The sequence below is a fragment of the Ignicoccus islandicus DSM 13165 genome (genome assembly GCF_001481685.1).
In the GTDB taxonomy this organism is placed as follows: Archaea; Thermoproteota; Thermoprotei_A; order Sulfolobales; family Ignicoccaceae; genus Ignicoccus; species Ignicoccus islandicus.
Genome location: NZ_CP006867.1, coordinates 1,372,916 through 1,394,664, shown reverse-complemented (window position 1 = coordinate 1,394,664; position 21,749 = coordinate 1,372,916). Strand labels below are relative to the sequence as shown.

General features: G+C 40.8%; 24 protein-coding genes and 1 tRNA gene. 15 read left to right on the top strand and 10 right to left on the bottom strand.

Annotated elements, in window-relative coordinates:
- The first annotated feature begins 223 nt into the window (after positions 1-223).
- Positions 224-323: transfer RNA gene (locus EYM_RS07705), tRNA-Thr, on the top strand.
- Here the strand turns inward: EYM_RS07705 and EYM_RS07700 are convergent.
- A complete protein-coding gene (locus tag EYM_RS07700) occupies positions 324-815 on the bottom strand; it encodes a DUF2118 domain-containing protein (protein WP_075050539.1) in 492 nt (163 codons plus the stop codon).
- Positions 816-817: 2 nt separating this feature from the next.
- Complete coding sequence (locus EYM_RS07695; RefSeq protein ID WP_168050259.1) at positions 818-1,738, bottom strand: polyprenyl synthetase family protein; 921 nt, start codon at positions 1,736-1,738, stop codon at positions 818-820.
- A 197-nt stretch (positions 1,739-1,935) separates the two neighbouring features.
- Between EYM_RS07695 and EYM_RS07865 the strand changes: the two genes are divergently transcribed.
- Positions 1,936-2,103, top strand: a complete 168-nt coding sequence (locus tag EYM_RS07865; RefSeq protein ID WP_157058812.1) for a hypothetical protein — start codon at positions 1,936-1,938, stop codon at positions 2,101-2,103.
- Between the two features lie 40 nt (positions 2,104-2,143).
- The gene (locus EYM_RS07690; RefSeq protein WP_075050537.1) at positions 2,144-2,860 is read left to right on the top strand and encodes a hypothetical protein; all 717 of its coding nucleotides are present in this window, start codon (positions 2,144-2,146) and stop codon (positions 2,858-2,860) included.
- Positions 2,861-2,868: 8 nt separating this feature from the next.
- Here the strand turns inward: EYM_RS07690 and EYM_RS07685 are convergent, their stop codons facing one another.
- Positions 2,869-3,513 (bottom strand): Snf7 family protein, encoded by a 645-nt coding sequence (locus EYM_RS07685; protein ID WP_075050536.1) that lies wholly within the window; start codon positions 3,511-3,513, stop codon positions 2,869-2,871.
- Between the two features lie 212 nt (positions 3,514-3,725).
- Here EYM_RS07685 and EYM_RS07680 point away from each other — a divergent pair, with 212 nt between their 5' ends.
- Complete coding sequence (locus EYM_RS07680; RefSeq protein ID WP_075050535.1) at positions 3,726-4,445, top strand: hypothetical protein; 720 nt, start codon at positions 3,726-3,728, stop codon at positions 4,443-4,445.
- Here EYM_RS07680 and EYM_RS07675 read toward each other — a convergent pair.
- Positions 4,434-5,564 (bottom strand): glycosyltransferase, encoded by a 1,131-nt coding sequence (locus tag EYM_RS07675; protein WP_075050534.1) that lies wholly within the window; start codon positions 5,562-5,564, stop codon positions 4,434-4,436. The genes EYM_RS07680 and EYM_RS07675 overlap by 12 nt on opposite strands.
- A 4-nt stretch (positions 5,565-5,568) precedes the next feature.
- Complete coding sequence (locus tag EYM_RS07670) at positions 5,569-6,513, bottom strand: prenyltransferase/squalene oxidase repeat-containing protein (protein ID WP_075050533.1); 945 nt, start codon at positions 6,511-6,513, stop codon at positions 5,569-5,571.
- A gap of 83 nt (positions 6,514-6,596) precedes the next feature.
- Here EYM_RS07670 and EYM_RS07665 point away from each other — a divergent pair, with 83 nt between their 5' ends.
- The 4 genes from EYM_RS07665 (at position 6,597) to EYM_RS07650 (ending at position 10,182) form a co-directional block, all read left to right on the top strand.
- The gene (locus EYM_RS07665) at positions 6,597-7,652 is read left to right on the top strand and encodes a formate--phosphoribosylaminoimidazolecarboxamide ligase (protein ID WP_075050532.1); all 1,056 of its coding nucleotides are present in this window, start codon (positions 6,597-6,599) and stop codon (positions 7,650-7,652) included.
- A 128-nt stretch (positions 7,653-7,780) separates the two neighbouring features.
- Positions 7,781-8,350 carry a hypothetical protein gene (locus EYM_RS07660; protein ID WP_075050531.1) on the top strand — a complete coding sequence of 190 codons (570 nt, stop codon included), beginning with the start codon at positions 7,781-7,783 and terminating at the stop codon, positions 8,348-8,350.
- A 198-nt stretch (positions 8,351-8,548) separates the two neighbouring features.
- Positions 8,549-8,872 carry a hypothetical protein gene (locus EYM_RS07860; RefSeq protein ID WP_157058809.1) on the top strand — a complete coding sequence of 108 codons (324 nt, stop codon included), beginning with the start codon at positions 8,549-8,551 and terminating at the stop codon, positions 8,870-8,872.
- Between the two features lie 32 nt (positions 8,873-8,904).
- Positions 8,905-10,182, top strand: coding sequence for a tRNA pseudouridine(54/55) synthase Pus10 (locus tag EYM_RS07650; protein ID WP_075050529.1), 1,278 nt, complete (start codon positions 8,905-8,907; stop codon positions 10,180-10,182).
- A 24-nt stretch (positions 10,183-10,206) separates the two neighbouring features.
- Here the strand turns inward: EYM_RS07650 and EYM_RS07645 are convergent, their stop codons facing one another.
- Positions 10,207-10,692, bottom strand: coding sequence for a DUF2795 domain-containing protein (locus EYM_RS07645; RefSeq protein WP_075050528.1), 486 nt, complete (start codon positions 10,690-10,692; stop codon positions 10,207-10,209).
- Positions 10,693-10,817: 125 nt separating this feature from the next.
- Positions 10,818-11,786, bottom strand: a complete 969-nt coding sequence (locus EYM_RS07640; RefSeq protein WP_075050527.1) for an Lrp/AsnC family transcriptional regulator — start codon at positions 11,784-11,786, stop codon at positions 10,818-10,820.
- Positions 11,787-11,943: 157 nt separating this feature from the next.
- Between EYM_RS07640 and EYM_RS07635 the strand changes: the two genes are divergently transcribed.
- Together EYM_RS07635 and EYM_RS07630 are read left to right on the top strand one after the other, a co-directional pair.
- A complete protein-coding gene (locus EYM_RS07635; RefSeq protein ID WP_075050526.1) occupies positions 11,944-12,228 on the top strand; it encodes a 30S ribosomal protein S26e in 285 nt (94 codons plus the stop codon).
- A gap of 2 nt (positions 12,229-12,230) precedes the next feature.
- Positions 12,231-12,800 carry an RNA methyltransferase gene (locus tag EYM_RS07630; RefSeq protein WP_075050525.1) on the top strand — a complete coding sequence of 190 codons (570 nt, stop codon included), beginning with the start codon at positions 12,231-12,233 and terminating at the stop codon, positions 12,798-12,800.
- A 56-nt stretch (positions 12,801-12,856) separates the two neighbouring features.
- On the opposite strand, the gene EYM_RS07625 is transcribed toward EYM_RS07630, so the two are convergent.
- Entirely contained in the window at positions 12,857-14,722 is a 1,866-nt protein-coding gene (locus EYM_RS07625; RefSeq protein ID WP_075050524.1) for an aldehyde ferredoxin oxidoreductase family protein, read from the bottom strand.
- A gap of 106 nt (positions 14,723-14,828) precedes the next feature.
- On the opposite strand from EYM_RS07625, the gene gatD reads away from it, so the two are divergent.
- A complete protein-coding gene (gatD, locus tag EYM_RS07620) occupies positions 14,829-16,145 on the top strand; it encodes a Glu-tRNA(Gln) amidotransferase subunit GatD (RefSeq protein WP_075050523.1) in 1,317 nt (438 codons plus the stop codon).
- On the opposite strand, the gene EYM_RS07615 is transcribed toward gatD, so the two are convergent.
- Positions 16,131-16,910 carry a hypothetical protein gene (locus EYM_RS07615; protein WP_075050522.1) on the bottom strand — a complete coding sequence of 260 codons (780 nt, stop codon included), beginning with the start codon at positions 16,908-16,910 and terminating at the stop codon, positions 16,131-16,133. The two genes, gatD and EYM_RS07615, sit on opposite strands and share 15 nt — an antisense overlap.
- A gap of 4 nt (positions 16,911-16,914) precedes the next feature.
- Complete coding sequence (locus EYM_RS07610) at positions 16,915-17,115, bottom strand: hypothetical protein (RefSeq protein ID WP_075050521.1); 201 nt, start codon at positions 17,113-17,115, stop codon at positions 16,915-16,917.
- Positions 17,116-17,139: 24 nt separating this feature from the next.
- Here EYM_RS07610 and EYM_RS07605 point away from each other — a divergent pair, with 24 nt between their 5' ends.
- The 4 genes from EYM_RS07605 (at position 17,140) to trpD (ending at position 21,596) form a co-directional block, all read left to right on the top strand.
- Positions 17,140-17,460, top strand: coding sequence for an MGMT family protein (locus EYM_RS07605; protein WP_075050520.1), 321 nt, complete (start codon positions 17,140-17,142; stop codon positions 17,458-17,460).
- 636 nt (positions 17,461-18,096) lie between these two features.
- On the top strand, positions 18,097-19,611 hold the full coding sequence (locus EYM_RS07595) for a hydantoinase B/oxoprolinase family protein (RefSeq protein WP_075050518.1): 1,515 nt from the start codon (positions 18,097-18,099) through the stop codon (positions 19,609-19,611).
- A gap of 116 nt (positions 19,612-19,727) precedes the next feature.
- A complete protein-coding gene (locus tag EYM_RS07590; RefSeq protein ID WP_075050517.1) occupies positions 19,728-20,396 on the top strand; it encodes a hypothetical protein in 669 nt (222 codons plus the stop codon).
- Between the two features lie 180 nt (positions 20,397-20,576).
- Positions 20,577-21,596 carry an anthranilate phosphoribosyltransferase gene (gene trpD, locus EYM_RS07585; protein ID WP_075050516.1) on the top strand — a complete coding sequence of 340 codons (1,020 nt, stop codon included), beginning with the start codon at positions 20,577-20,579 and terminating at the stop codon, positions 21,594-21,596.
- Positions 21,597-21,749 lie beyond the last annotated feature (153 nt).

Sequence of the window (21,749 nt, the reverse complement as noted above, 5' to 3'; positions counted from 1 at the left end):
ACTCACTTCACTCAACCCGTAACTATCGGGTTTGAAGTTTAAAGTATTGAGATAAAGCCGAAACTTTCGTAATATACTTTGGTTAATCGAAACTTTCGACTTATCGAATGCTAGTAGTTCAATATTAAGATTAATTCGTTCTTCTAATCTATTTAGTGTAACGTTCTTAGTAGAATTTCGAAAGCTTTATCTTTTAATATCGTTCGGAATCGGGGTGGATGGGGCCGCCGTAGCTCAGCAGGCAGAGCGCCGGCCTTGTAACGACTTTAACTCTTGCGCGGGAGAGCCGGTGGTCGCGGGTTCAAGTCCCGCCGGCGGCTCCACTAATAATCCTTCCCATCACTTAAGGGAACCATCTTCACAGCATTTCTTTCCGCCACTATAACGTGATAAATGTCCCTTCCTCCCAAAGGTTTCCAGTGAACCAGAACTACTATTCCTTTCACCTTGCTGCGAAATCTTCTATACTCACCTTTCGATGTTATTCCATGGGCATACGTACTGTCCAAATTTATTTCATCTCCTTCACTTAACTCAATTAATACTTTTTTGTGATCAACCCTCAAGATCTTAATTGGTGTGCCTTCTCTAACGTAAATAACGACCTTTTTTCGTGGATTATATACAGCGAAGGATCGCTTTACCCTTTCGCCAAGCAGATCTACTATCTCCTCAAGATCAATTTCTAGAGGTACTTTTCCGAGTTTAGGAGATGAGGGTTCTTTCGATATCTTTGCACTATTGTCTGTTATCTCTAAATATTCTTCACCGTCAATTCCTTCAACAAATAATTTCGGGAATTCGTATACCGACATCTCTAGTATTCCCTCTTTATGCCAAATTCTATTAGTTCGATAAGTATATTACGGGCATCTTCGTCAACAACGGGTAATGATTTCACTATAGATATTGCTCTTTCCGCGAGCTCCTCTGCTTTCCTTTGCGCATATTCAAGCGCTCCAGTTTCTTCTAATATTCTAAATGCCCTCTCTAGTTCGTCTAGGCTAGCATCCTTCTTACCCAAAATATTTTTCAAAGTCTCTAGTTGCGTTGATGAAGCTCTTTCCAACGCCTTTATAACAATCAGTGTTTTCTTGCCCTCACGTAAGTCATTATATTTACTTTTACCAGTTTTACTTTCGTCACCTATTAAGGATAATAGGTCATCGCGTATCTGAAACGCAACCCCCATTTTCGAGCCTAACTCTTTAAGTTGTTCTTGAAGGTCTGCTCTGTTAGCAGCGAGTCCGCCCAACATTGCTGAAGCTGCAAATAGAGATCCCGTCTTCTTGTTTATCATTTCCATGTATTCTTCTTCGCTTACATCCCATCTCTCTTCAAAGGTCATATCGAGTGCTTGTCCTTCTGCTAGCGTTACAGCAGCCCAAGTTAGAACTTCAGTCATTTTCTTGAGAATATCTGGTGCTAGTCGAGATTTTAGCAACGCTTCGTACGATTTAGCATATAAGAGGTCCCCGGCCAAGATCGCCATTGGTTCGCCGTAGATTACATGAACTGTTGGTATTCCTCTTCTTTTTTCATCGCGATCCATTATATCATCATGAACTAATGTGAAATTATGCATTAATTCAATCGACAATGCTGGATAGATTGCGTTCTCTAACGTACCTCCTAGGGCCTTACTAACTAGTATGACTAGTGCTGGCCTTAGTCTTTTTCCACCTGCTTTAGGAAGGTGTTGAGCTGCTTTATATAAAATATCAGGTGAACCTTGCAAGAAAGTTTCGATTTCGTGATCTATTAGTTTCTTAACATCACCCAGAAACTCGAAAAGTCTACTTGCTATATCCCATCCCCGATATCCTACGAAATAACTATTAGTTTTAAGGTAATTATCTCAAAGTGGTATATATGACATATATTAAGATGACCTCAAATATCCTTGTTGGATGTTTAGGATAACGGTGAGGTTAAGTGAAAAAAGCCGCTTTAATAAATATCCTGGGTATAGAGATTACTCTAGGTGGGCTACTGTTACTCATTACTTATTTGCTTCAGACGATACTAATAGCTGCCTCGGCAATGCACCTTCAAGAGAAACTTAACGAGACGCAATCAGTGATCTCTATCTTACTACCCTAACCCGCAAGTTCCCAAGAGGTGCTATAGAACCTTGTGCCGGATGTTACTCGCACGAAACCCCACGCAAGATTTAATAAATGCAATGATATCTGCTGCACTTCATGATCCGCTAGGAGCTAAAAGATGGGGCAGTAAAAAAGAGCCAAACCATCCGGATGGTTGGGGATTTATAGTAATAACGAATAAAAATAGATATATAGAGTACCGGTCCCCCAAACCGATCTGGACCGATGAACCGGGAATAGACCTATTAAATCGGTATTATAGTGAATCTACCCTACTTATTCATGCTAGAAAGACTAGCATAGAAGGAACCGAGGAGTTTACCCAGAACATACAGCCCGTAGGAATTTCCAACGTTGTTTGGATAGGATACAACGGTACCATAGATCCCAAAATGCTAGATGCACCGGATCCGCTACTACGTCTAATGAAGAAAAACGTCCTAGCTGATACGGCTGCAGTAGCATGGGCGGTTCTAGAAGCATATAATGAAAAGCCACTAGTTACAGCAATGAATATAAAGGGGTGGCTTGAAGACAACGTTCCAGAGGGCAGCGGGGCCGTAGTTTTCTTCGTGGATGCCTTTGGCAATGCCGGCTACGCTTGGGAATGTAAGTGCGATGAACCAGAGCTAAGCTATTATAAAAGCTATATTTATGAAAGAGATTCAACCAAGGCCGTTGCTTCAAGCACTGTAGCACTCAAACATGGTGATCCCGCTTGGAAAGAAGCTCCTGAATACGGTGTTCTATGACACAAAGCTTAGCCTAACTTCGACTTCCCGATTTCTTGCTGTATATTTATAGAGGGGAATTCCTCCTTCATGTTTTGTTCGGCTATTGCTTTCGCCTCTTCTAGTATCTTCCTAGCCTCACTAGTCAGTATCGTGTCACCAGTTAACTCATCGTAGAGACCCGTCTCGGTTACTACGTTCTCTAAATCGTCATAAATCTTACTTATTTCTATACCTATTTCCGGTACTTGTCTCATTACCTCTCTCTTCAGCATATCGAGTATAGGTACTATGGGTGCTATTGTACTTGCCGAATCCCCTAGTGTAATGAATAGGTCCAATCTATTTTCTAGCTTTTCGAGAGCGACTTGCGTGAAGTATAACGATCTCGCTAGTTTCCTAACTTCTGCTATCTCCGAAGCGAAGACCTTGGCCCTTAGTTGATCGTGATTCATTATGGCATCAACCAGTTTCGTGAACAGTTGTTCATCCCGTTCCTTGAGCTTGTTTATCATGAAGCTTATTTTGTCAATTTGTTTTCTGAGTTGATACTTCGCTTTGAATACTTTCCTTTTAAGAGGTTCTTGTGGTTTTTCTTCCTTTAGACCGAATAGTTTCCTCCCTCCCTTAAATCCTTCTTCCCATATTCTTCCGAAGTCTACTAGAGAGCTCATCTCAACCAACCCATTATCGTTATAGCTCTTGGGATAAGCTTAAGAAGGGCTAAGCGGGTATGACTAAGCTTTTTTGTTTTTCTGTGACCACTTATCGCCATCATATTATTTTACATATTAATTTCGTAGACGTTTGGAATAATACCGAATTTAGATGAATACGAGTGCTATTATTATTCTTCAGATTCGCGTAGCCCGAGGGTTCCATCGGATTGAAGGTTGCTGACAAAGCTGGATTATTGAGAGCGTTATCTACAATCTCTTTGCTAGCAATTACAACTCATGCTTTAATTATTCACACACTTGGAGGTGAGCTCGAATATTGGGAAGTTATCCTAATTGAACTTCTCTGGATCCCTATTCTCCTTTCATCAAACAGTAAATGTAAGAGGGGGTTACTCGTTCTATTCATGGCTTTCTCAGGGTACTTTTTGCCGAGATTGTTAAACTTAGTACCTTGGTCTTATCTAGAGCCTTTATTCAAGCCGGACATATTTTTCAACGACGCAATATTCCAAATAATTGGCATAAAAGCTAAAATGGTTTTCACTAACTATGGACCATTCATAAGAGTTGAAAACATAGGCCTCGTAGGATATCTAGTTGGATGCTCATCACTACGCGCTATCCCTATGTTACTAGCTATGCTGGTACCCCTTACTACTTCAATCAGTAGGAAGCTCCTCGCTGCCATTACCTCGATACTTTTAGTATATCCTTTAAATGCTCTTCGCGTAGCGTTAATAATAAAGGCAAGTGAAATATTCTCATTAGATCTCATGACTTCTCATATACTGTTAAGTCCACTGTTATCAATAATCACGATATCCTTAATTATGTGGATAGAAGACATTATAGTAAAGGGTGAACTCATTAACGAAATTGAAAATGGATTTGACTGTCTTTTGAGTTTCTTAAACTTAAGATTGTGACCATGCTTTGAGGATGCTATAGCTATATCTAACGCTCATGCCCATTATAATACCTATCAAGTTTGCTATCAGATAATGTATACCCATTGACACTAAAGCGAACAACACAGTCACTTGTATAGCTAGTCCTAATATACTTGCATTATGATAATGCACAAACCGCTTCAGTTTGGCATTCAGAGTAAATGTATCTATTAAATCACGAAACGTGTACTTGTCGTGAATTAAGAAGTTAAAGATAACGCTCGCCTCGAATCCTATGGCTGAGGACAGAAGTAGACCGAGTTGAGACAATTCGCGAAGTCCCAGTATTTCATAGGATAAATATAGAAAGCCTTCGTTGACGAATATACCAAGTAAACCGACGAACGCAAACTTGAACATCCTCTTCAGTTCTCCAGTATATCGTGCCAGTTCCAAGAGATGTATTACGTATTCTAAAATTACTTTCTGGTTAAGCTTCGAAGTACCACTATATCGTTTTTGAAATATATATGGTACTTCACATAGCTTCTTGTAATTAGATTTAGCTATAATCTCAAGCAGTATTTTAAACCCTTTTGGATTAAATATTCCCTTCTTTAGTGGTTCTTCTATCACATTTTTCTTAATTGCAAAGAATCCGCTCATTGGATCACTAAGTCCCCTTGACTTCGGTAACAATATCCATGACAAAATCGAAGCACCTTTACTAATTATCTTACGGATTGGACTCCACTCCTTTATTCCTCCTTCTTTTGAATACCTCGTTGCTACAACTATATCGCAGTTTTCTTCCACGATTTTACGAACTAGCTTAGGCACCACTTCGGGTGGATGTTGTAAGTCAGCATCCATAACAACTATAACATCCCCCTCGGCCTTCTCGAATCCTCTTAATACTGCGCTACTTAAACCTCGTTCGTTCTTTCTAACTATTACTTTTACTTTATCTTCTATCCCAAGCTCCCTTGCTCTCCTCCTTGCTGCTTCGGCAGTTCCATCGGGCGAGTTATCGTCAACAATTATTATTTCGTAATCTATATTCTCTTTCTCTAGTATGTCTTTAAGTTTTTCTAAAAGTACTTCAACGTTTTCCTTTTCGTTGTATGTTGGTATTACTATAGACACCTTTCCCATAGCTTTATACACCTAATACCGATTTAACGCCCTTTAACGAGTTCCTATAAACTGCTAACGCCCATAGAACTGTGGCAGTAACAGTCTCGAAAGACGTATCACTGTCATAGAATATAGGCCAACCACCGTCTTCGAGTTGGGACTCTAACAATACTTGAAGAGCTCTTCGAGCGGCGCCACGTGCTTGTTCTTGAATTAACCTATCTTCAACGTTGAGTGTTATTAACCCTAACATGAACCACGCAGTAGCCCAAGGACTTTCGCCCACTCTACCGTCGGGCTCTTGTTGTGCTAACAAGAACTGAGTGGCCGATATGGTTTCAGGGCCACTGTAACCATAGAGATTTAGGAAGGTGAGTATTCGCGCGGTGCAGTCAATACAGTTTCCGTCCCATGATCCTAGAGAGCTTTGGGATTTCAGGAACCACTTACGGAATCTTACGTAGTAGTTAAGCGGACATCTCCAATCTTCATTAATGAATAAAGTTCCAGCGTACCATATTGAGAAAAGCACTTCCGCTGAGCTCCAATGGCTTAAACCTGTTCCAGGATTAGCCTCCCACCCTCCGCAGCTTAGCTCACCATCAGAGAGAGCGTTAATATTTTTCTCTATCGCAACTCTAACTGAAGCGAGTTCGTCCCTAGGAGTTCCAGCTAAAACCCCTAACATAGCTCTCGCAGATCCATAGTATGATCCAGGTCCGCTACCACTCCATTGAAAGAATCCATCATCTCGCTGTTTACTTATTATGAATCTAACCGCTTGAACTATACTCATGTCATAGAGAGGTATACCACTATCTACAAGGGCAACCACGATCAGACCAGTTAAACCAGTCTGAGAACTATCACATCCACCCCAACCCCCACATGGCAGTTGCTTTCTCTTTAACCACGTAACCGCTTTATTTATCGCTGCATCTAGTTCGTTAGCCCTCACAGCGGACATCGCAGTCCATCTCCCCATCAATCTCACTAAGCAAAGGGTACTTTTACTTAAATGATGAACCCTTCAAAGAGGGACGTCCGCGTATGCAGTTAAAGAGAATCGTAGAAGAATACCATAAAGGAGACGTTTCTCTAGCAACTGTAGCAAGTCATAGTTCACTTCAATTACTTCATGGCGCAAAGAAAGAAGGTTTAAGAACTATATTAATAGTTAAAGAGGATCGACTTAAGTTCTATAGAAACTTCAATCACTTAATAGATGAGTTTATAATTGTTAATGAATGGAAAGAAATACTTAATAGAGAAACACAAGAGTACTTGATAAGCAAGAACGCGATAGTTATACCTCACGGTAGTTTCGTTGAGTATATTGGTGCTCATTCCATTGTGAACGACTTCAAAGTTCCTGTCTTTGGGAGTAGAAAGATCTTGCTCTGGGAATCCGAGCAAGATAAGAAAATGGAACTACTAGAAAAGGCTGGTATTAAAATACCAAAACGATTCAACAGTCCAGACGAAGTTGATCGCCCTGTAATAGTAAAGCTCGGTGGAGCGAAGGGCGGTAGAGGTTACTTCATAGCAACTTCTTCAGATGAGGTGAAGAGAGGACTCGAAAAATTGGGTCTGAAGGATCGTAATTACATAATTCAGGAATACGTTATAGGCGTACCGGCCTACTTTCATATATTTAACTCGAAGATCATGAATAGAATTGAAATAACCGGAATGGATATAAGGTATGAAAGCAACGTAGATGGCCTACGAAGACTACCCCCACGGATTCTAGATGAAATAGGAGTAATGCCATCCTTTACAGTTATTGGTAACATCCCTATGGTTCTAAGGGAAAGCCTACTTATCAAAGTCTACGAATACGCAGAGAACTTCGTTAATGCAACTAAGAAGTTCGTAGGAGAGGAATTGGTCGGACCTTTCTGCTTGGAATCTATAGTTAAAGATGATGGTGAAATAGTCGTATTCGAGTTCTCCGGGAGAATAGTAGCGGGAACTAACATATACGTAAATGGTAGCCCCTATAGCTATTACTACTGGGACGAGCCCATGAGCGTTGGAAGGAGGATAGCTAGAGAAATAAAGATTGCACATCAACGAGGGATGCTAACAGATATTATTAACTAAGGAATTTTACGCTTCGAAGAGTAGCGCAAATTGCAGTGAGCATTCACCTTTTCTCCTCAAAACGATGTTAGCTATCGTAAGAAAGATCTTATTAGGACCTGCGATAAAGAGTGGTTTGACGAGGTCCTATGACTCCAACAGGAAGCTCCTTCCAACATGAAGTAGAAATCCAAAGGGAAGCTGACACCCTTTCTCATGAGCACGTTTGCATTGATTCAGCACTAGTCAATGCTGTAATATTAGCCTACCAAAAGGTATTATATAAAGTCCTCGGAAGTTCAGCTATCGCATATACCCAAATACTAATATCGGAACTAGGCGACTTGCTCTCGAAACTACTTGAATCTAAGCTAATTAATAATCTAGAAGAATCACTAGATGGGCATGATGGAACTCTAGGACCTAGCTTGACGAACATACTGAAGAAACTAGGTGTGGCTAAGGAAGCTAAAGTAGTTAAAGAATCCGATAAGGAAATAGTAATTGAGATACATGGTAGCGTGTTCGATCCGGCTTATAAAATACTGAAACAAGAAGGAATACCAATAACACTCTCACCAGAAGCCTTCCTAATAGCATCGTTAATTAGAACATGGTTAAGAAGAAGGGGCACTGGGGACGAAAGAGTAGACGTTAGATGCGAGCTACAAGACGGTGTATTGAGGATCAGAGTGAAAAGGATTGGAAACTTACACTGATTAGAGGAACCGATGATGACCAGTGGGTCTGGTAAGCATACAAGCGATGATCGAGCCATATCCAAAAAAGCCCCCTCTGAGGTCGAAGAAAGTATCCTAAGAGAAGTCAGAATTTGCAACGACTTCGAGCTCGGTGTTTTCCCATTAATAGTAAACGCGTCTCTTTTTCTATCTAATTCAATTAGAAGAGATACACGATTGGTAATAAAGGTTGAAGAAAACTTGGTATTAGTAATCGATCCTAGAAAGGTAAGACGACTGTATCCTGATAGTGAAAGCATCCTTGGAATCCTTAGAGCCATTAAGGGTGGTAAGGAGATCACGGGTATAGACGTTAACAGTGCTTGTCCACCACCTTCTTTCGAAAACTTCCTTGAATGTTCGCTTAATAATATTAGATTACCTGTTGTGATAGATCCCTCTAAACTGAATTGCTTAAGCGAGAGATACCCTTTAGACCAAGTAGTTATCATTTCCCATATAATTATTGATAGGTTCCTAGAAGGCAAGGAACCGTTATAGGAACTGAGGTTTCAATCGGGAGGGGGTCCAGTGTGGACGATCAAAACATTATTGAGAAATCGCTTAAAATCGTAAAGAAATACCCTTTATGCGATCATTGTTTGGGATCACTGTTTGCAAGACTTGGGAAGGGGTTAGGTAACGAGAAGCGTGGAGCCGCTTTACGACGAACTATAATAATGGAGATGGATAGAAGAGTAAGGGAAGGAATAGAAGATGAATCGAGTTTAGTGACCGTCCTCGGCAATCTGTCTAGTGAAGAAACAAAGGAGATAGCTATCGCAATGAACCTTAACATCCACGAATTGAAGAGGTGTTACGTTTGCGGAAACAACTGGAATGAGTTAGTTAAGACATGGTCCAAGAAGATATTAGATTATCTGGATGGAATGGAATTTGAGAGCTTCGTGGTAGGATGTACAAATTGTGGTGAAATGGAAGAGAGGCATAGAGATTTGATAGCGGAATTTAAGCTACCATATGCCGAGAACATAAAGAACTCGTTTAAAAGAGAGATTGGTAAAATACTCAAAGAAGAGCTAAGGAAAGAGCCAGACTTCGTTGATCCTGACATTACTATAATAATTGACTTAAAGAATAATGAATTAAAGCTTCAGATAAAGCCTATCTACGTTTACGGTATCTATAAGAAACTCTCAAGAAGATGCTCTCAAAGTATCTGGAAATACGAGTGTAGCGTAGAAGGTTACCTTCAAGAGGCACTTAATGTATTTCAGGCCAAGGAAGTCGTGCTTCATGCGGCAGGCCGAGAGGACGTTGATGTGAGAACTTTGGGCTCTGGTAGACCGTTCATAGCTAAGGTAGTAAAACCTAAACGCAGGTACGTCGACGTCACTAAAATAAAGTATTCAAACGACGATGTTTACTTTGAGTTTATACGGTATAGTAACAAGGACGAGGTTCCGAGATTGAAGGGAGAAGATTCGTTAAAGGAAAAGACGTATTTTGCTGTGGTACAATGTACCGAGACAGTAACTGAAGACGAACTTAAGGCTCTCGAGGATTTCTTCCAAAATACTATTGTTTCCCAACAAACGCCAACAAGGGTTCTACACAGGCGTAAAGATATGGTTAGGACCAAGAAGGTTTACTGGGTGAAGGCAGCTAAAGTGGATAATACTACCTTCATTTCACTTATAAAAGGAGAAGGAGGACTCTACATTAAAGAATTGATTAGTGGTGATAATGGTAGAACAGAGCCCTCCTTTTCGTCCTTCCTCTCAAAAGAGTGTAAATGCGTTAGCTTGGATGTTGTATGGATTGAGAAACCTACCCTAGAAAACACGTGATAAAAAAAAAGAATTATTTAAGCTCTAAGCGATCGTGGCAGCCGAGAAACCCTTCTCCTCTAGCTTCCTTGCTGCTTCAGCTAAGTAGTGTAGGACCTCTGCGGGAGTCTCGAATTGCTCTACCTCGATTTCTTCGAGTAGCTTCTCTATAGGTATGCCTCTCCAATAGAGGCCTTGAAGCCTCTCCTTTAGTTGCTCCTTGGTTACTGGGAAGTCAACGCCCTTTAACCTCCTTAGAACTTCAGCTGCCCAGCTAATTCCAACCCTTCCGCCTGGAGCTACTTGACCGCTGTACTCTAGCTTCCTTGCTGCTTCAGCTAAGTAGTGTAGGACCTCTGCGGGAGTCTCGAATTGCTCTACCTCGATTTCTTCGAGTAGCTTCTCTATAGGTATGCCTCTCCAATAGAGGCCTTGAAGCCTCTCCTTTAGTTGCTCCTTGGTTACTGGGAAGTCAACGCCCTTTAACCTCCTTAGAACTTCAGCTGCCCAGCTAATTCCTGTGTGTACCACGACGCTTCACCCTCACTATAATCTATCTCGGGAGACCCTTATTAATTATGTACCTTGGTATTACGGATTTCGAAGTAATCTCATGGATTTCGATTACTTTTTGATCACAAAAACGCCGACTTGCGCTATCGCGCAACACCAGGCTTTAGATTTTCTATGCTATAGAGTTTTCTGTAACTTATAGGCTTAAGATGCCTGATAACATTGTTTATTACTTCTTCAACTACGTCTTTCTTCATCGCATGTAAAACGAAATATACCGGATACGGCCATCTCTCGGGAACTATTCTTTCAACAATATGTGAAGCTTCCCATACCTCGTCCTTTAAGAATTTGCATGCATATTCGGTATCGTCTACATTTAGAACAGTCATTACGTTGTATTTAAAACCGATTTTATCACCATCCACGCTTGCACCAGGGTTTCTTAGTATACCCTTCTCAAGCATCAGCCTCACTATATTCAATAATTCCTCCTCTGACAATCCATATTTCTTAGCAATCTCCAAGTAAGGTCTTGAGACGGGTTTTAGTCTGGAAACTTCGCGAGGGAGCGTTGGCGGTATACCTATTTCTTCTGGTTTAGGAACGTCATTAGGCTGTTCAGTCGGCTTACTCCAACCTATACCCTTTATTAGATCGTACCTTACACTTACCTTACAAACACGTTTACTAGGCAAGATGACGTAGTCACTTAGTTTCAATTTATTTTCTAGGAGCTCAGCAACGTCATTTTTTAATATTTCAAAACTTGGGGCTTTAATTGTAAACCATACTTGGAAGTCAGGATCGTCCCTAAGGTAATTATGGGTAACTTCTTGATTATTCAAAAGTTCCATTCTCAACCTCTCAATGTCTTCCCTTGAAGAGACTTTAACGCCCACTAAAGCCGCGACCTTACCTTGTGACTTGTAGTTTACGGTAAATCCTATCCTCTTAATTATCTTATGTTCCATTAGATTTCTCACAATTTTTAGAACGTAATCTTCACTTATACCTAGATTATACGCTATATCGCGAAATGGAGTTGGGGTTAGGGGAAAGTTGTATTGAAGCTCATTCAGTATTTTCGCCGTATTAAGGTCTATCTTCATTTTCCTCAAACCATCTAACAGTGTCTACGATGTAGTAATATCTTGAAGCGTACAAGTGTATTCACACTGTAACGGTTGGAGCAGAGAATTCGTAACTGCAATTTCTACAGAACCTTTAAATCCCAACGCGTAGCCAGTAAGGATTAGGTGTAAGGGAGTGCCAAAGAAGAGGGAAAACAGGGGGCGTCACAAGGGAGACAAAGGCAGAAGTGGTGTTATTCAATGCGACAATTGCGGGAGGTTAATACCAGCCGATAAAGCAATCTGTGTAACCAAGTGGTATAGCCCAGTCGATCCTCAGCTCGCAAGGGAACTTGAAAAGAAGGGCGCAATAATACCAAAGTATAAACTAACTAAATGTTATTGCGTAAGCTGCGCTGTACACTATGGTTTAGTGAAGGTTAGACCTGAGCACGAAAGGAAGAGAAGGGGACTCTACTAAAGTTGATTAGATTGTTCATAACCCGATCCCTTACCGCAACAACCTCGCCATATTTTCCGGGGAAAGGTATTGCATCGCGAACGGGTCGTCTCGACGTAATTGCTAGAATGTTGAGAGCAAGTCTATGGACTACGAAAGGTGTTAGAAAAGATGCCCAATTTATTGTAACCCTCGAAGGACCGCCTAACCCCCCACTGACGCTATATTTCGATGGTAAGTCGCTAGATTGTGATCTCAGAACTGAGATTGATGCAATCAAATGTATTAGGAAATGTATGTTAGGGTTATCGAAGGGTTGTACAAGAACTCGCGATTCGTTCGAGTTCGTTCTTAAAAATCTAAAGATGCCCATCATTTTCCTCAAAGAGGGAGGTGAGGACGTAACCTCCTTAAAGTATTTCAAGACCCTAGCTTTCGTTATTGGTCCACAACATGATATAGACTTACCCAGCGACGTACGTCCTTCACAAGTAATATCAATCGGTAAAAAGAGTTATTTAGCTTCGCACGTAATATCTTACATTAACTTCTACCTTGACTTAAAATCGAATAGAATAAAAATAATTAAATAGTTGGCATAGCATTATCCGGATTGACTTTAATGGCAGAATTATTGAAGAAGTATTTTTCAAGCAATTATGTATTCGAACTCTTGTAAGTCTAGCTCTCTTAATATTTCCTTTGATGGGATTCCGTTCTCCCATTTTCTATACTCATAGTAAGCCGGGAGCATTACTTCTAGAGCGTCCTTTGCAGTGTGACCCGCAGCCGGGCCATCGGGTAGCTTCTCTTCTATCAACCTTCTGCTTAAGTAATCACCGGGATCGCCTTCACGTACGTTAAACAGCCTCTCTACGTTGTAGATTCTCTCTCCTATCTTCATTATCTCTTCCGCTGTTACGTCCCATCCGGTCACACCGGCCAATAGGTCAACGTAGTCCTCGGGAGACGGTGTCATGAATGTGTTGAACTTACATACTATCATACTATCTATCGCTGCAAAGAAGTCTTGTTGTTCCTTAACCATTTTAGCCTTCTCTACGTTGACCTCTAGCGGATCAGTTTTCTTAGGAATACCTAGGACTTCAAAGCTCACGGCGTACGCCCTGAGATGACAACCTCCCCTGTTTGCCGTTGCATAGGCTAATGCCATAGACTTTATAGCTCTAGGATCATACGCTGGTAAACTCATGCCCCTGGCCTCCGCAACGCAATTGCATCCAAATCTCTCAGCTAACCTTTTCGCTCCTTCTGCCATGTATTCGCCAATTCCGTCTCTTGTAGCTACCTTGTAGATAAGTTCAAGGACCGGATTTGGTGTGCCCCAGATTGGCCTAAGACCATCGAGTAATTTAAATAGTTCCTCCGCCTTATCTTGGGGTAGCTCGCCCTTCTGTGCCCTTTCGTAGAGTTCCATTAAGACAGCTACGGTGTTACCGAATTCTATTGTATCCATACCAACGTCGTTTAGAACATGGTTAAGTCTAATTATTGCTTCTAAGTTTGAAAGCTCTAAATTGGATCCTATTGCAAATATAGTTTCGTACTCAGGACCTTTGGATCCCTCAGGTACACCCCATTCCGGCGAGTAGGTTTTGACCAATCGACCACATTCGATTTGACAACCCCAACATCCCCTGCTTTTAACCAAGTACTTCTCAGCCATTTTTTCACCGCTTATCTCTTCAGCCTTTTCGAAAGTACCCTTAGTCCAGTTCTTAGTAGGTAATGCACCTATTTCATTGATTATATTAACTAAAACCGCAGTTCCGTAATTGTTCAGAGCCTTCCTTACTGGATGGTTGCCTATCTTTTCCTTTAGAAGTTTGACGCCTTTTTCGAACCTCTCCTTGTCAACTATTTCGGGCTTCCTTTCTCCGTATACGTAAATCGCCTTCAAGTTTTTAGAACCCATTACGGCGCCTAGACCAGTTCTTCCGGCAGCACGTCCACCAGCATGAATTATGTTAGCTAATCTAACTTTATTTTCACCTGCTGGTCCTATTGCTAGAACAGCACCTTCTTTCGGCGTTACGCCTAGTTTCTTCCTGATATAGTGTTCGGTATAATGAGTTCCCCGCCCCCAAATATCCTTTGCACTGTGGATGGTAATCTCGGAATTTACTATACTTATCCAAACTGGTTCCTCGCTTTTACCTTCTATAATTAGACCATCATATCCAGAGAACCTCATCCATGGAGCGAACCTACCGCCCATGTTACTTTCTCCAATAAGTCCCGTAAGGGGGCTCTTGGCCACTACGTGGGTTCGACCAGCTTCGAAACCTTCAGCAGTTCCAGTTACAGGTCCAGACATAATGAAGAGTTTGTTTTCTGGACCTAAAGCATCAGCGTTCCTAGGTATTTCCTTAAGTGCCAAATAGGTTCCGAGACCTCTACCTCCCAAGAACTTTCTCAAAGTCTTCTCATCAACCTTCTCGTCTTTAGACTTACCGGAGCTTAAGTTTATTCGTAAAAGGGTGAACTCGGTCACTACTAATTACACCTCTCTACTTTCCGAAAAGATTGGAATGTGAGTCAAAGCTATAATTTTTACTTAAACGAGCGGTAAAAGACCAAATTCTAAATTCGCTACTAAGATGGAAATACGGCGGGAGAAGATTTTGAACGTGGGTAATGAAATAGAACCTTTAACTTACGTGAAAGTAGTAAGAAAAGACGGTTTAGAGGTTAGTGGCCTAGTATTACCACTTGCAAGAAGCGATGACACCATAGTAATTAAGTTAGATAATGGTTACAACATAGGTATAAAGAAAGAAAATATCGAAAGGATAGAGGTACTTGGAAAGTATGAGAAGAAAGTTTCACACCGAGAAAGTAAGAGGGTCGAAAGGAGACCTGGATTCCCTTTAGTAAAAATAATTGGGACTGGCGGAACAATTGCATCGAAGATAGATTACGAAACTGGTGCAGTTAAACCTTACCTAAGCGCCAATGAGCTCATTGAAGATATTCCGGAAATAAAAGAAATAGCTGATCTAGAAACTGAACAACTATTAGATATACTTTCAGAGAACATGAAACCGAAAAATTGGGAAAGGATAGCATTAGAAGTGCATAAGGAACTGTTAAGGGACGATGTTAAAGGGATAATTGTAGCTCATGGCACTGATACTATGAGCTATACAGCGGCTGCCATCTCTTTTGCCATTCAAGAGTTGAATAAACCAGTAGTGTTCGTAGGAGCCCAGAGGTCTTCTGACAGACCTTCGAGTGATGCTGCCTTCAACTTACTTGCAGCCACCCTAGTCGCTGCAAGGGCTCCGTTTGCAGAGGTCGTCATTACAATGCACGGTGAGACCGGTGACACGTACGCCGTCGTTCATCGAGCCACGAGGACACGAAAAATGCACTCCACGCGAAGAGATGCATTTAAGAGTATATGCTCCAAGCCCATAGCGCTCGTTTGGCCTTGGATCTATGAGTTAAAGGTCATAGAAAAAGATCTTAGAAAGAGGTCTAATTCTATTCCTAGATTACTTAACAAATTCGATGAACGCGCCTTCTTAGTCAAAATGTTCCCTGGAATGAAAAGCGACATTTTTGATATAATTAAAGAAAGAGGTTATAAGGGTATAATAATAGAAGGTACTGGTATGGGTCATATCTCTGAAGATCTACTTAGTACGATCAGGAATCTCATTAAAGATGGTATTTTCGTAGGTATGACTACTCAATGCATTTACGGTACCACGAACCTAAACGTATATGCAACGGGGAGGAAGCTCTTAGAGGTTGGAGTAACGCCTTTAGGTGATATGCTATCTGAAACAGCATTAGTCAAGCTCATGTGGGTATTAGGAAACTTCGGAGACGACATAGAGGTCGTAAAGAGGAAAATGTTAGAACCAATAGCAGGCGAAATTTCATCGAGACGAACATTAGATTTGTTTTAGAATTTCGTATATCTTCAAGAGGTAATACGATGCAATGAGTGGATCGACGTTAAGTGAAACATAAATGTGGGCATATCGTGAGAGATGTTTTATCCAATGTTCTTCTGAGGTAGTAGTTAAAATATCATATTCGAATATTTTTTCCTTGCTAAATTCTATGTATTCTTTTACTTCCCTTTTCGTTTCAAAACTAAGTACTTTAGCGAACAGATTTACAGAAGGTGTAGTGAGAATTGGATTGGAGCTTTCAACTATCTTTAACAAAGAGTTTAAATGACTTTCTGGAACTTGATCCGAACGTTGAAGAGTTCGGACGCTCTCTAAATCCTCTTGAAAAAGCTCTAATCGCGGTGAAGGTTTAATGTCTTCCAGTACGTATTTGAAGCACGTTTCCAAAGTCTTATAAGTTAACTGAACGTAGTTATGAGCAGACACAACCTTCGAGTTTCTAAAGAAATCCGTTCCTGGGGTCTTGAGATTTATAACCTCTACGTACGATTCGGCATTAATAATTAGGTTCTTAGGCTCTAGGGAAAAGGCTCTAAAGGAGTTTGCCAATCTCACTGCTACGTTAACATCGAATTTTGGCATGACCCCGATCACGACAATATCGCTCAAAACAGTAGGTTCGATATAAATCATGAAGTAGTTAACGAAGGATATCGGATCGAAAACTATAGAGAGCTTGTGAGATAGCTCACTGTATATTAAGGAACATAATCGAGCTATCTCCTTACTGAGCTCATCGAGATAAATAAATATCATCTTTTTACTCCACCGAGCTTAGCTTGTCAAATAATTTCTTCAATGAATCTTCTTTCATATCATTAAACCACACTGGATCCTTACACTCCTTACCTCGTAAAGGACATATTAGACAGAAGTGGGCTGAGACGTCTGTATCTAGTAGATTGCACCTAGTTACAGGATCGTAAATTCCGCTAATACAACGATACCAATACATAACCATTTCTTAACCACCGTCTAATCAGAGGTGGGAACCTTAGATAAAACTACGAAACGGGAGTTACTAGAAGTAATCCTCAATTTAGTACCCATAGGTAAAGTCGTAACGTATTCAGACCTAGCCAATATTTTGAATACACATCCTAGAGCGATCGCGAAAATGTTAGCATCCAATGAAAAACTGATAGTAGTGCCATGTCATAGAGTTGTTCCAAAAGACTTAGACGTAGGTGGTTACAAACTCGGAAGAGAGTTCAAAAAGAGGTTACTGGAGTTGGAAGGCGTTAGGTTCTGTAAGATGAAAATATGCAATGAATCTCTTATAAAATTGAGTGATATACTACTCTAGCTCTCACCCTCTATACTCTAAAGCCATTGCACGTCTAACTATCTCTACTAATATAACTATGAAGCCGATGACGTTTTTCATATCAATAATAACATTAAGACCTGAATTGGGCTTATTGTAGTACTGTAACTGTGTGCTATCGAACATCAAAGTAGTATTCTCAACTATTCGGAAGAATATTATGGTAGAATCACGTAACTTGAACACATTTGCCAATTTATATACAGTAACGGGTGGTTCAGTAGCAATTATTCGATAAAGAGTATATCCATCTAATGCTACAACCAGCGAAGTAACATTAAGTACTAAGAAGTCGTTGGTACTAGATATTATTATACTGTTTCGAACTACCGATTTAGAAGTATGTATGAGATAGTCATTGCTCCAACTCCATATAATCAGAGTGAATAATGGAAAAGTAATCGAACTCTGGAAGTGTGACATAGTAAACATTCAGAAGCCCATTTAGTCTTCGGAAGAATCCATCTAGCTTACTAACAGAATCAAAACTTTTATTCATCTTCGGGAACCTTCGTCTCGAGCGCGCCGACCCCCGGACGGAGGCAAAAAGCCTCGGAATGAGAGGGGGGACTTTTTGCCTCACAATCCTAATAGAACTATGGTGTTAGAAGAACGATGGATGAGCTTAAAGTTGGTATAGTACAAAAAACACTTTCCTACATATCAGAAGAAATGGGAGTAGTCCTAAGAAACTCGTCTTCATCTCCAAACATAAGAGAAAGACTAGACTTCTCTTGTGCTATATTTGACTCTCACGGAAGAGTTGTCGCAGAGGCTGAACACATTCCCGTACACTTAGGTAGCATGGCATGGGCCTCTAAGAAGCTCATAGAAGCATACGAATCTTTAGGCCTAGGTTCTGGAGACGTGCTTATGACTAATGACCCTTATCTTACTGGAACCCATTTAAATGACGTTACAATGGTGTCGCGATATAGTGATTTCTATATAGCTGTGAAAGCACATTACGTGGACATAGGAGGGCCCAAAGCCGGTTCATTAAATCCTTTCGCCAAGTACTTATACGAAGAAGGCATAGTTATAAAACCAATTAGGGCAGCATCCAACTGGGTCCTCTCTAAAGAAGCTACTAATTTAGCAAGGTCAGTTAGAAATCCTCGACTTTTCGTAGCTGACGTTAATGCCCAATTGTCATCTATACGTTGGGGCTACATGCAATTAAAAGAGTTCATTGAAAAGAAGACCCTGGATTTCATAAAAAGCGCCATAGATAGCTATATAGAGATTACTAGGGAAAGCTATGCCCAAACATTAATACCTTTAGCAGGAACCCATGGATCCTCTGAAATACCATTGGAGCTACCTAACTTAGATATTGCTCATATACGTCTTAGCGTAAAAATAGATACAGAAAAGGTGTTCTTCGATTTTACAGAGAGTGATGACGAAGTTGATTACAATCTTAACGCTGTAGAGGGAATATCTTATGCTGCGGCTTCTTTCTTCATTAAATCATTTTTCGGGGCACAAAAGGACGTTAATCAAGGCCTATATGATGTGATACATGTAAAAACTCGAAAGGGTAGTATACTAAATCCTAACTATCCACGGGCAGTTGGTGCCGGTAACCTAGAAACATCTCAGAGAATCTTGCAAAGTATTATTCTAGCGTTTTCCAAAATAACTGATGAAGTACCATCTTTAGGTCCTGGGACAATGTCTAACCTCATCATATCCTATAAAGATAGGACATATTACGAAACCAATGGTGGCGGTGGGTCAGCCACCAAGTGGGAAGATGGTGAAAACGGCGTACAGTGGGGAATGACTAACACATTAAACACACCTATCGAAGTAATAGAATCAGAGTTACCTATACTATTTACAGAATATGGCATTCGACGTAACAGTGGTGGTAAAGGAAGAAGGAAGGGAGGAGACGGAATAGTAAGGGAGTTTGAATCGCTAGATGATATAACTGTAATTACCCTATTGTCACAAACTCGATTCCCTTCTTACGGCATAGGTGGTACGAACGGTAGTCCTGGTAGGATAGTTGTTTACAGAAGTGGAAGCGAAGTTGTACAAACAAACGGATATCTCGAACTTAACCTAAAGAAAGGAGATAGAGTTCGTCTAGAAACACCCGGGGCTGGGGGCCATAAGTAGTGATGTTAAAATCGCTCTTTGAAAGGAGCACGGAGTTGGTTTCATTCAGTATGAGACCTCTAGACCATATATCGTTGCGATTGCAGTATCTTTGGAATTCATTTAGTGAATTTGTAGTGGAGAAAGTTGATGTTAGAATCGTAAGCGACTGGAAATGTGATGTGTATATACCAAATAGAATACCGTGCTTACCCTCAGGTATGAGTAGCGGGAAAATAGATGTAATATCAGATAAACCTGTTGAGAGCTACGGTGGTATATTATACTTTTCCGGAAAAATTGTTCCAAAAGTCGACGTCCTTACGTGGAATCCCGCTATAGCAGTAGCTGTCGAATATAAGAATAAAATTTTACGCAGTTTAAGGGAGGGTGAGTTTTTCGCAAACGTTGTGTCTGAATTAATCGAAACCAAACTACCAATTCTAATTAGAGAGGGCGATGAAACATGTCTCTTCACGTACTATGATGCGTTATGGTATGGTTATGGACATAGTCTAACTTCACTTATATTATTCTCTTATTACTCAAGTACGTCCAGAACTTTACTATTCATTCCTCGTTGGTTTAAGGCAAGATCTTTAATGGAGATATTTGAGCAATATTGTTCTTCGATAATCGAAGTAGATGGACTAGGTCTTTCAGATAACGTCTTTGACTTCTCAAATGGAAGGATTGTCGTTGGAGGAAGGAGCCAATGGCTAGGTTCATTAGAAGACACCCCGGACAAATTCGATCCTATTAAGTTCTATGAACAAATTGAGTTTCTCAACGCATTACTTAAATAGTGGCTCCTAAATCTACCCTCTCTGGAGATAGCCATGAGCGCCACTCAAGAAGCCAGCGAAGTAGTCCTTGTCTGTGAAGACCAAGGCCCAAATGCACCGGTTGTTTGTAAACCCAAGGCTTGATAAACCCATAAGTTATTTTTTAAATGCTAATCTATCCCACAACCTAGGGTCTTACTTATGGAATTTAAAGAAGTTCTAGAGACTCTCTTGAAAGGTAACAATCTCCCTCTCGAGGAAGCGTATGAAATAGCAATGAAAATCACTAAGAACGAGATAGACGATATATTGAAGTCGGCGATATTGGTTGCATTAAGATGTAAGGGAGAAAAATATACCGAGATAGCAGGCTTTGCTAAAGCACTGAGAGATCTGGCGGTTAAAGTGGGTCCATTCCCGGAGGCATTAGACACAGCCGGTACTGGTGGCGACAATGCATCTTTATATAATGTTAGTACGGCAACTGCCCTTCTTCTAGCCGCTATGGGTTACAAAGTTGTAAAACATGGCAATAGAAGTATTTCCGGAACCAGTGGTAGTGCCGATTTGTTGGAGAGCCTAGGTTATAAAATAAATCTCACACCAGAGGAAGTTAAGATAGCATTAAATAGTAGCAATTTCGCATTCATTTTCGCTCCTCTATATCATCCAGCAATGAAGAACGTGATGCCAGTTAGAAAGAAACTTGGTATAAGAACCATATTTAATCTAATTGGTCCTCTCTCGAATCCAGCCTCGCCTGGATATCAAGTAGTTGGAGTAGCAGAAGAGTGGATGTTGCAACCAATTTCAGAAGCCCTTACTCAATTTAACGTTGAAAGAGCAGCAGTCATTCATGGTTTCCCTGGTATAGATGAGGTTTCGCCAATTGCGTCAACTGAGGTTGTTCTCGTTAACAAGGGCGATATTACAAAGACCGTTATTGATGTGAAGGATTTCGGCATTAGGCCTTTGGAATCCTTGGATCCGTTAAGGGTTAAGAGTGTGGAGGAGTCCAAGGAAAAGGTACTGAGGGCCCTCAGCGGAAATGAACCCGAATTTACGTTCTTATTGGTAAATGCTTCATTGGCGCTTCACGTTGTGAGTGGTATAGATATTAAAGACGCTGCCAGTAGCATTAAGGAATTCGTAGATTCCGTGGACGTAATCGAAAAGGTAAGGAGAATAGTAGAAGCTTCTGGAGGAACCCCCACCTTCTGAACAGATTTGCTCAGCGCCCGACCACCGATCATCCCAATACTAACCTTCTCCCCTTTCTAGCTTCTTCATCGCGGTCAGAAGTTCCGTTTATGCACATCACATCTACTTCGCCTGACTCCCTTATTCGTCATCCCGTTAGATTTCCAAAATAAT